This is a genomic window from Haloferax sp. s1 (assembly GCF_058382125.1).
The window spans coordinates 1-9,585 of the sequence record NZ_JBZRPK010000607.1 but is presented as its reverse complement, the minus strand read 5'-3'; the positions used below and the strand labels follow the sequence as shown (position 1 = coordinate 9,585).

Annotated in this window: 7 protein-coding genes; 4 read left to right on the top strand and 3 right to left on the bottom strand. The window is 64.1% G+C overall.

The features are described from left to right. Window positions 1–2,583, top strand: a 2,583-nt coding sequence (locus QT222_RS12450; RefSeq protein ID WP_491477363.1) for an ATP-dependent helicase, incomplete at its 5' end; no start/stop codon positions are given. Window positions 2,584–2,586: 3 nt separating this feature from the next. Here QT222_RS12450 and QT222_RS12445 read toward each other — a convergent pair. Both QT222_RS12445 and QT222_RS12440 read right to left on the bottom strand, forming a co-directional pair. Continuing rightward, window positions 2,587–3,819: a lactate racemase domain-containing protein gene (locus QT222_RS12445; protein WP_491477362.1), complete on the bottom strand. Its 1,233-nt coding sequence runs from the start codon at window positions 3,817–3,819 to the stop codon at window positions 2,587–2,589. 163 nt (window positions 3,820–3,982) lie between these two features. Then, a complete protein-coding gene (locus QT222_RS12440) occupies window positions 3,983–6,637 on the bottom strand; it encodes an AAA domain-containing protein (RefSeq protein WP_491477364.1) in 2,655 nt (884 codons plus the stop codon). A 135-nt stretch (window positions 6,638–6,772) separates the two neighbouring features. Between QT222_RS12440 and QT222_RS12435 the strand changes: the two genes are divergently transcribed. Both QT222_RS12435 and QT222_RS12430 read left to right on the top strand, forming a co-directional pair. Then, entirely contained in the window at window positions 6,773–7,333 is a 561-nt protein-coding gene (locus QT222_RS12435) for a hypothetical protein (protein WP_004060256.1), read from the top strand. A 107-nt stretch (window positions 7,334–7,440) separates the two neighbouring features. Beyond that, window positions 7,441–7,668 carry a DUF8527 family protein gene (locus QT222_RS12430; RefSeq protein ID WP_004060257.1) on the top strand — a complete coding sequence of 76 codons (228 nt, stop codon included), beginning with the start codon at window positions 7,441–7,443 and terminating at the stop codon, window positions 7,666–7,668. A gap of 284 nt (window positions 7,669–7,952) precedes the next feature. Here the strand turns inward: QT222_RS12430 and QT222_RS12425 are convergent, their stop codons facing one another. After that, complete coding sequence (locus QT222_RS12425) at window positions 7,953–8,915, bottom strand: zinc-dependent metalloprotease (RefSeq protein WP_491477361.1); 963 nt, start codon at window positions 8,913–8,915, stop codon at window positions 7,953–7,955. A gap of 100 nt (window positions 8,916–9,015) precedes the next feature. On the opposite strand from QT222_RS12425, the gene QT222_RS12420 reads away from it, so the two are divergent. Further along, the coding region (locus tag QT222_RS12420) for a VOC family protein (protein WP_491477360.1) at window positions 9,016–9,585 on the top strand (570 nt) is incomplete at its 3' end.

Sequence of the window (9,585 nt, the reverse complement as noted above, 5' to 3'; positions counted from 1 at the left end):
CCGCCCCAACGGGGGGCGATCCCCCCCATTCACGGGGAAGAAACCCCCCCCATCTGTGCCCCCCGGGGGTCGGGAAAGCCGCTCGCGTCCTTTACCGCCATCATCAACGAGTTGTTCCGCCGCGACCGGGAGTTGCCCGACGGACTCGACAACTCCGTCTACTGCCTGTACGTCTCACCGCTCAAATCGCTTGCAAACGACATCCATCGGAATCTCACCGAGCCACTGGATGGCATCGCGGACATCGCCGCCGCCCGCGACGAGACTATCAATATCAGACACGCCATCCGCCACGGCGACACGTCCTCTACCGACCGGCAGAAGATGCTCTCGGAGACGCCGCACATCCTCAACACGACGCCGGAGACACTCGCCATCCTGCTCAACTCACCGAAGTTCAAAGAGAAACTCCGGACCGTCGAGTACGTCGTCGTCGACGAGATTCACAGCCTCGCGGAGAACAAACGCGGGACTCATTTGTCGGTGTCACTAGAGCGCTTAGAAGACCTTGCCGAGTCGTCGCCGACGCGAATCGGCTGTTCGGCCACTGTCGAACCGCTTGAGACGGTCGCCGAGTTCCTTGTCGGCTACGAAGACGGCGAGCCACGCGACTACGACATCGTCGACACGCGGTTCGTCCGCGACTTCGACATCAAACTGGAGTGTCCCACAGACGACCTGATTCGGACGCCCCGAGACGAGGTACAGACGCGATTCTACGACCGCCTGCACGAACTCGTCGCGTCGCACACGAACACGCTCGTCTTTACGAACACGCGGTCCGGGGCGGAGCGCGTCCTGCACAACCTCCGGGAGACCTACGACGACATCGACGAGACGAACTCTGGATGCCACCACGGTAGTCTCTCGAAGGAGCGGAGACAGGAAACCGAGTCAAGACTGAAGGCGGGCGAGTTGCAGGTCGTCACCACCTCCACGAGCCTCGAACTCGGCATCGACATGCCCCACATCGACCTCGTGGTGCAGGTCGGGTCGCCGAAATCCGTCGCCTCGCTTCTCCAGCGCGTCGGGCGGGCGGGCCACCAACTCGGCCAGACCGTCGAAGGCCGGGTCATCGCGCTCGACAGAGACGAACTCGTCGAGTGCGCGGTGATGCTGACGAAAGCCGAGGAGGGCTTCGTAGACCGGGTGTTTATCCCCGAGAACGCCTTCGACGTGGCTTCCCAGCAGGTCTACGGGATGGCCATCAATTCGATTCGACCCGAGTTCGAGGTCCGCGAGACGCTCCGACGTGCTTACCCGTACCGGAACTTCTCGGACGACGACTTCGAGCGCCTGTTTCGCTATCTCACCGCTGACTACGCGGGTCTCGAAGACAAGCACGTCTACGCGAAGGTCTGGTGCGACACCAACGACCCACCGGACGGCGAACATCACTACGAGGAGTACCCCGTCGGCGAACCACTCGTCGGCAAGCGCGGCCGGATGGCCCGCGTCATCTACATGACCAACATCGGGACTATTCCCGATTCCTTCACCTGCGACGTGTTGGTCCGCGGGGCCGACCAGTGGGTCGGCACGCTGGACGAGAACTACCTCGACACGCTGGAGAAAGGCGACGTGTTCGTCCTCGGCGGCGACAACTTCGCCTACCGATACCGCCGCGGGTCGAAGGTCTACGTCGACCGGACCTCGCAACGGCCGACTGTTCCCTCGTGGTTCTCAGAGCGACTACCCCTCTCGTACGACCTCGGCCGCGAGATAGCCGCGTTTCAGGCCGAACTCGTCGACCGTCTCCAGTCCGGCGGCCCACCAGCGGTTCGGACGTGGCTCCGCGACCACTCGCTCGACGAAAACAGCGTTCGCGCCATCACGCGGATGTTCGACGAACAGGTCCAGTACGGCGGTCCGGAGAGCGTAGCGACCCCATCGAGACTGGTCGTTGAAGCCGAACTCGACCGCGACGCCTACCGCCGCCACTACTACGTTCACTGCACCTACGGCAGACAGTTCAACGACGGTCTCTCGCGCCTCCTCGCGTACCATTGTGCCCGCCGGACCAACGCAAACGTCCAGGTCGCCGTCGCCGACAACGGATTTTCGCTCTCGATGCCGCTGAACCGCAAGGTCGACCTCGCGGGCATCCTTCGCGACCTGAATCCGGATGTGGTCGAAGCAGACCTCCGCGCGGCCCTGAACGGAACCGACCTCCTGAAGCGCTATTTCCGTATCAACGCGACGCGCTCGCTCATGATTCTGAAGCGCTACAAGGGCTACGAGAAGTCCGCCGCCCAGCAGCAAGTCTCCTCCGAGATGCTGCTGTCGTTTACACAGGACTTAGACGAGTTCGCCGTGATGGAGGAGACCTACCGCGAGATTCTGCAGGACAAACTGAACCTCGCGGCCATCGTGGACGTGCTCGAAGCCGTACAGGACGACGAGGTCGACATCGTTGACCAACAGGTATCGACGCCAACCCCGCGCGCCTTCGGGCTTGCGACGTTGATGGCGAGCGACGTGGTTCTCGCCGAAGACGAGAGCGCGGCGCTTCGAGAGTTCCACGAGCGCGTCCTGAACGAAATCGGTGACGGGGGCGACGACCTCGACATCGACGTCGCCTGAAAATCAGACCAACAGCGTGTTCAGCGCGTCGGGAACGACGAGCACGCGACTGCCGGGTTCGACGGCGTCTTCGACCGACTCGCGGGCATGCATGAGACACGAATTCACCACGTCCGGCGACGCCGAGTTCGTCACGTACACGTCGTGGTCGCGGAGGACGCGCGCGACGACGAACGCCCGTTGCGCGCCCGGTTCGTAGCCCGCCCGCATCGACTCGTAGAGCGAGGCGGCGTCGGTCGCCGACGAGAGCGCGTCGAAGAATCGTTTTTCGCCGGTCCCCTCGCCAGCACCCTCGGGAAGCGCCGCGGGGATGACGAGTCGGCCGCAATCATCGGAACCGCTTTCGGAACCGCTCCCGAGCGGGTTTCGGTCGCCGAGAGCGACGTACGTCGCCGCGCGGGTCGCCTGATAGAGGTTCGCGTCTTTCGGCGCGCCGACGCCGCAGACGACCGCGTCGTAGTTGGTGTCGACCGAAACAGAGAGCGCTTCGCGGGCGGTTGCAGCCAAGGAGCGAACGACTGAGATTGGGTTCCCGGCGGCCGCGCCGAGGAACCCATCCGGTCCCTTCGTCACGTTGAGACAGAAGTCGGGACCGGCGATGAGTCCGGCTCTGTCGAGTGTCTCGCGGAATGGGTTCCCGCGGACGCGGCCGAGGCGAACACCGTCCCGCGAGAGCATGTCCGGGCCGTGGGTGTGGCGGATGAGGGATTCGGAGCCTGCGCCGATGACGCCCGTCTTCGCGCCGCCGGAAAAGCCCGCGTACTGGTGCGGTTCGACCATGCCGGGGGAGAGGACTACGTCGGCGTCGGCGACGGCGGGATGGACGGAGACCGGGCACCCATCGACCGCGCCGAGGGCGACGACCGAGTCGGGGTCGTGGTTCACCGCGAGGTCAGCGTACTCGCCGAGACCGTCGAGGAGTTCCGCGTCCGTCATCGGGCGGTGCAGTCCGAGACCGACGACGACAGTAATGTTCTCTCGCGGGACCGGCAGATGGTCGAAGAGCACGTCCAAGAGCACGTCGTCCGGGGTATCTCGGGTCACGTCGGTGACGACGATGGCGACCTCATCGGTCGAATTGACGAGTCCGGCGAGCGGCGGCCCGTGCGGGCGCTCCATTGCGGCCTCAGCCGCGGTCCGGGGGTCGACGGGTGCACCACCCGGTGGACGTGCGACATCGACCGAACACGACGGGAGCGAGACGGACAGTCTCCCATCGCCGAGAGGGAGGTTCATGCCTTCTGGTACGGCAGCAGAAAGGAGAATCTGTCGGCGGCCCAACTCTCGACGGCGGCCCGACTGTCTGCGGCCCGACTCTCAGCGACCCCGGCTCTCAGCGACCCCGGCTCTCGGCGGCGCAGACAGGGCGGTCACCGCCGACGCGACACGGTTTAAGAGACTACCGTCGCGCCCACTGCAACATCCGGTCGTAGAACGGGTCCGATTCGAGCGCGTCGGCGTCACCAACGAGACAGAGCGCCTTTTTCGCCCGCGTGAGAGCGACGTTGATTCTGCGGTGGTCCTCGAACAGCGGTCCGTCGAGGTCGCCGGTGGCGACAAAGGAGACGATAATAACCTCCTTCGACGACCCTTGGAACCGGTCGACCGTGTCGACGGTCACGTCGGTTCGGCGGGTGATTTCGGCCACCTGGGCGCGGAACGGCGCGATGACGCCGATGTCGTCGGCGTCGACTCCAGCGGCCTCGTAGGCGGCGACGATTTCGGCCACGCGGTCGGCCTCGACTGGGTTCGTGTTGCCGACGCGCCGACCGTCGGGGTCGACAAAGGAGACGGGGTCGGCGATTTCGTCGGGCAGGTCGGCGACACCGATGCCGAGGTCTCGGAGGTGCTGTGCAGCCACCTCACCGGCCGCCGGGCGGAGTGCGCCGTCGTAGAACTCCGCAGAGGCGAACGCCTGAATCCGCTGTGACATCCGGTACTGCCGGTCGAGCATCACCGACGCGTCCGGATGTGATTCGATGAGTCGCTGAAACAGCGAGGTCTGCAGGTCGTTTTCGGCGCGGACGACCGGCGGCAGTTGCTTGTGGTCGCCGACGAGAACGAACCGGTCTGCGAGGTTCGCGGCGGCGAGCGTTCCCGGTTCGGTGAGTTGTGACGCTTCGTCGACGAGCGCGACGTCGAACGACTGTTCGCGCATCACGCGCGAGCCACACGTCGCTGTCGTCGCGGCCACAACCGGGGCATCGTGAAGGGCGCTTGCGAGCGTGTTCGGGTCGCCGCTTCGGGAGAGTCGAACGTCCAGCATGTCCTCGCGGACGCCCGACTCGGTGCCGACGCGGACGATAGATTCGAACCCTTGGTCGCGCAGGGCTTCGAGGGCGTTGTCGACGGCACGGTTCGTAAACGCGGACAAGAGGACACGGTTTCCGTCTTCGACGAGCGCGCGGATGGTCCGGGCGATGGTGTAGGTCTTGCCCGTGCCCGGCGGTCCGTGGATGAGTGCGAGGTCGTCTGCGTCGATGGCGAGACTGACCGCCTCGTCCTGTGCCTCGTTGTTGTCGATGTACGTCGTACCCGCCGAGCGGTCCGAAAATTCGGGCGCACGACGGTCGAACAACACGTCCTTCCGGTCGGGGGTCCCTTTCAGAATCGCGTCGTGGAGGGCAGTGAGGAGCCTGTCCACGGTGAGTTCCGAGGGGTACACGTCCAGTCGGCGAAGCGGGACGGGTTCGTCGGTCGTGACGACGACTTCCTCGCCGAGTTCGACGATGCGGGCGAGTTCGGCGTGACCCTCGACGGGGTGGCCGTCACTGGCGAGCGCAACGTCGCCCTCGCGGAGTTTCGACACCGCGTCGTCGGTCTTCTTCGCGCGGAGTTCCCACGTCCCGTCGGGTCGTTCCTCGCGGCCGAGTGGTTCGAGACCGATGATGGCCCGGTCGTCGTCGGCCCGCTCTTCGGCAGTTTGGTCCCAGAGTTTTCGGTACTCGTCGTGGACTGCCCGGCGCTCTTCTTCGATGGCGCGGTAGAAGCGGTCGAAGTACTCGCGTTCGTCCTCGGAGACCGGGTTACCGATGGCTCCGGCTTTCGACTCCTGTCCGAGTCGGCCGGAGACGACCATGCAGGTGTCCTTCTCGAAGCAGTACTGGCACTTCGAGTTCGACTCGTAACCCGTCGGCACCGACACGTCGTGTTCCATCGCCGCGATTTCGTTTCGGGTGCGGACGACGAATTCGAGGAGACCGCGACCGATGGAGAAGTCCTTCGCCGGCGAGAGGTCGCCCGATTCTTCGGTTCGGTCGAGCGTCGTGTTCTTCGTGTAGAGGAGCGTTCCCGTATCGACCGGAACGCCGCGTTCGTCCAGAATGAGTGCGTACGCCGCCGCCTGAATCTTGTCCTGAAACCGCGGGTCGCGCTTGAGGTTCTTGCCGGTCTTGAGTTCGACCGGCGACCCCCGGCGGAGGGCGTCGGCGCGGCCTTTGATGCCGAACGTCGGCGAGATGAGCGTGTACTCCGAACGCCATTCGTCTTCGTCGGTGAGCACGCCCTGCGAAAGCCAGCCCTCGATGGCGGCGGCGTTTCGGCGGACTTCGTCCGCGACTTCCTCGACTTCGCGCCCAAGTAAGCCGAGTTCGAGGCCGCGTTCTTCGATGCGTTCGTCGATGGATGAATCGAGGTCGCGCCCGCGAAGGAGGTCGCCGAATACGTCGTGGACGATGGTCCCTTTCACGACCGGGTAGTTCAGCGGGATGCCCGAGAGTTTGTTCAGGTAATACATCCGCGAGCACTGCACCCACGAACGGATGTCGGTCACGTCGACGAGGAAGTCGGGTTCGACGACGACGAACGACTCTTTTCCGGTCGCGTAGGTCGTCTCGCCCTTGTACTCCGATTCGTCCACGTCGGTGACGAGCAGGTCCATCCCCGGTTCGGCGTGCTCGGCGGCGTGGGTCCACTTCCCCCACAGTGTCACGGTGACGGGGTCGGCCGTCCCGCATTCGGGGCGAAGCGTCACCTCCGCCAGCGAGCGCTCGCCGTACCGCGTCTCGACTTCACGTGGCTCTCCGACTTCGACGAGCGGACCGCGAAGGTTCACGTCGAAGTCGTCGGTGAGGCGCGGGCAAATAGCCGTCGGTCGTTCGACTCGGCCTGACGACTGCGCCGCCATCGAAACGACAATGTGAACCGAACAACCGTCACGTTCTTTCCCGCTGCAGCGATATGCTCACCCATGCGCGTCAGAGATTGGCAAGACATTCTCTCGGACGTTGTCGACGACGGCCGCGACCCGGACGCGTGGCGGGCCGTCGCGGGTCAGCGACGGCAGCATATCGGCGAGGACCTCTTTCTTGGTCATCCCGACGTCGGTGTCTACCAACTCAAGACGTACGCGAAGAACCCGTACGACGTGCGCGGCGTCGGTGCTCGCGTTGCCCGCCGCATCGACGACGACCTCGACCCACTGTTCCCGAATCGCCACGAGGAAGACGACGCTGGCCTGTTCGGGGTGCAACGTCCACCCGAAGACGAATCGCAGGCGGAGTCGATGGCGCGACGCCTCGAAGAGACGGTGAAGGTCCACGCGGAGGCCCCGACCTCACCTGACGACTTTTTCACCGACGTGATGGAGGCACTGGAGAGTCCCGCGTTCGGCCCGATGGACTACGAGTTCGACGCCCGACCCGACCGCCTCGACAGTCTGTCGGACGAGTTCACGGACGCCGACGAGTTACTCTCGTCAGAACTCGACGACCTCATCGAATCCGACGGTGTCGGCCGCGGGTTCCAGTGAGTAAGCACCCGCGGTTTCAAACCGTTACAAACCGTTAACTAGTGTATGGACGAAGGATTCGTAGAGAGACCATTACAACCGCGTTCGGTCCGTAAGCGGGAGGCGAAATGGTCGGACCAAGCCTGAGCGACGACGAAACGAAACTCGCAAACAGTCGCCTCAAGCTTGGTTTTATCTTACTCATCGGTGTTTCCGCGACGCTCATCGCCGTTCAAGCAGGTGCGACGCTTCTCCAGACGGGTCTCGCGCTCATCGGTGGACTTCTCGTCGGCGTCCTCCTTACACGGTATCTATCAAAATGGAGTCGAGAATTCACCGAAGTAAACCGTCGTTAGTAACGAATCTGTGAATAAACACGTCGTTTTCTTAGATATTCACTCACACATACGTAAATAGAACTGAACGTGTGACAATGAATCGCAGGGTATATATCTCTGCCCTGTGCACAAATTTCCGCCGGTAACCAGGGCAGGGGCAATGACCTGGTTCTACACCGGAATGCGTCGTGGGGTACCGGAGTTGGGCCTCTGGTTCAACACGACGCACCTACCCAAGGTGCGTGCACGACCCGAACAACGTTCGGGTATCGGGTGCGCACTCTGATGGAGTTGCAGTCTCCTCAGGGCGACACCCGTGCGATCCATCGCTCGGGCGCGTCCAATTCCGCGTCGGTCGGTAAATTCTCCGGATGGTCCCACACACGCGAGGCAGCGGCGATGCCGCGCTCGTCTGCGACGTATTCGAAGAACTGCGCGCCGCGCTCGTACTGGCGGCGTTTGAGACCGAGACCGAGGACTCGGCGTGCAATTTTCGCGACGGGACCGCCACCCTGCCGTCGCTCATCGAGTTTTCGACGGAGGTCTTCGTAATCGTCGTCGAACGCGCGGTCCATCAGCAGTTCTGCGTAGCCTTCGACCGCCGTCATCGCCGTGTCGAGTTCGCGGAAGGCGTCGCGGTCGAGGTCACCGTCGACGAGTGCGTCGACACCGCGTTTCATCCGCGATTCGAGGTGTGTCGAGAGCCAAGGGGCCGCACCGAACTCCGCCGCGTGCGACACCTCGTGGAAGGCAATCCAGCGACGGAACCGCGGATAGTCGACGTCGAGTGAGTCGGCCACGCGACGGATGTTCGGATGGACGAAGTACAGCCCGTGGTCGTCGTCACCTTCGGCCAACAAAAGCGGGTCGTACTGACCGAGGACGTTGTTCCCCAGAAATGAGAGGACGAACGCGAAGGTCCCAGTGTTGACAGCGCGGGTGACGCCCGGCAGGAGTATCGGCCCGTGTTCCTCGAAGGGGAGCATGATACGGCGGAACGTCTCGACGTTGGCGTCGATCCAGTGGTGACGGTTCTGGACTTCCGCGACATCGGGCACGTCGAACGTCACGTCGGCGACGACCCTGAGTCGGTCGCGGGCGTCGCGAACGTCGGCCGCGTACCCCGCTCGCTCGGCTGCTGAAAGGTCGAGTGGCCCCGGGTCGGTCGCAGCTTTTGCGGCCTCGGCGACAGCGTCCCAGTCAATCGTGCCGGACCCGGTCGCCGAAGCGTCTGCAACCGCTCTGACGCTCCGAAGGAGGTTCATACGCTATCGAAGGGTGCCGGAGGCAAAACGCTTCGGTCGACGCTCAGATTCACAGACAGGACGCCCCTAGACACTATACGCAGTCTGACGTGGAGGGCGTATGGACCGAACCATCGACCACGTCGCGTTCGGTGGTATCGAACTGTACGAACTCCGTGCCGCCGCGAACGAGGTTGGGCTGACGCCGACCTACGGCGGCGAACACAGCAGTGGAACGACTCACATGGCCGTCGTTCCGTTCCCCGACGGGTCGTATCTCGAACTCATCGCGCCGACACTCGGAACCGACGCCGAAGACGCCGGTTTCTGGCCGACCCACCTCGCAGCCGGGGCCGGGCCGACCGCGTGGTGCATCGAAGCCTCCGATATCACCGCTAGTGCCAAGGCTGCCATCGACGCCGGTGTGCCAGTCGACGGACCACACGAAGCAGCCAGAGAGCGTCCAGACGGGCGGCTCGTCGAGTGGGACATGTGCCTCGCAGGAACAGACCAGCGGCTTCCCTTCACCATCCGAGACCGGACGCCTCGCGGCTACCGCCCCCCAAACGCGGCACAGACCACGCCATTTCGTGCACCTCAGACTGCAGTCGTCGCCACCCGCGCCCGACCGGCGCGAGCCACCCTCTCACGACCTCGGCATCGCTATGGCCCCCCGCTCGCCATCACCGGT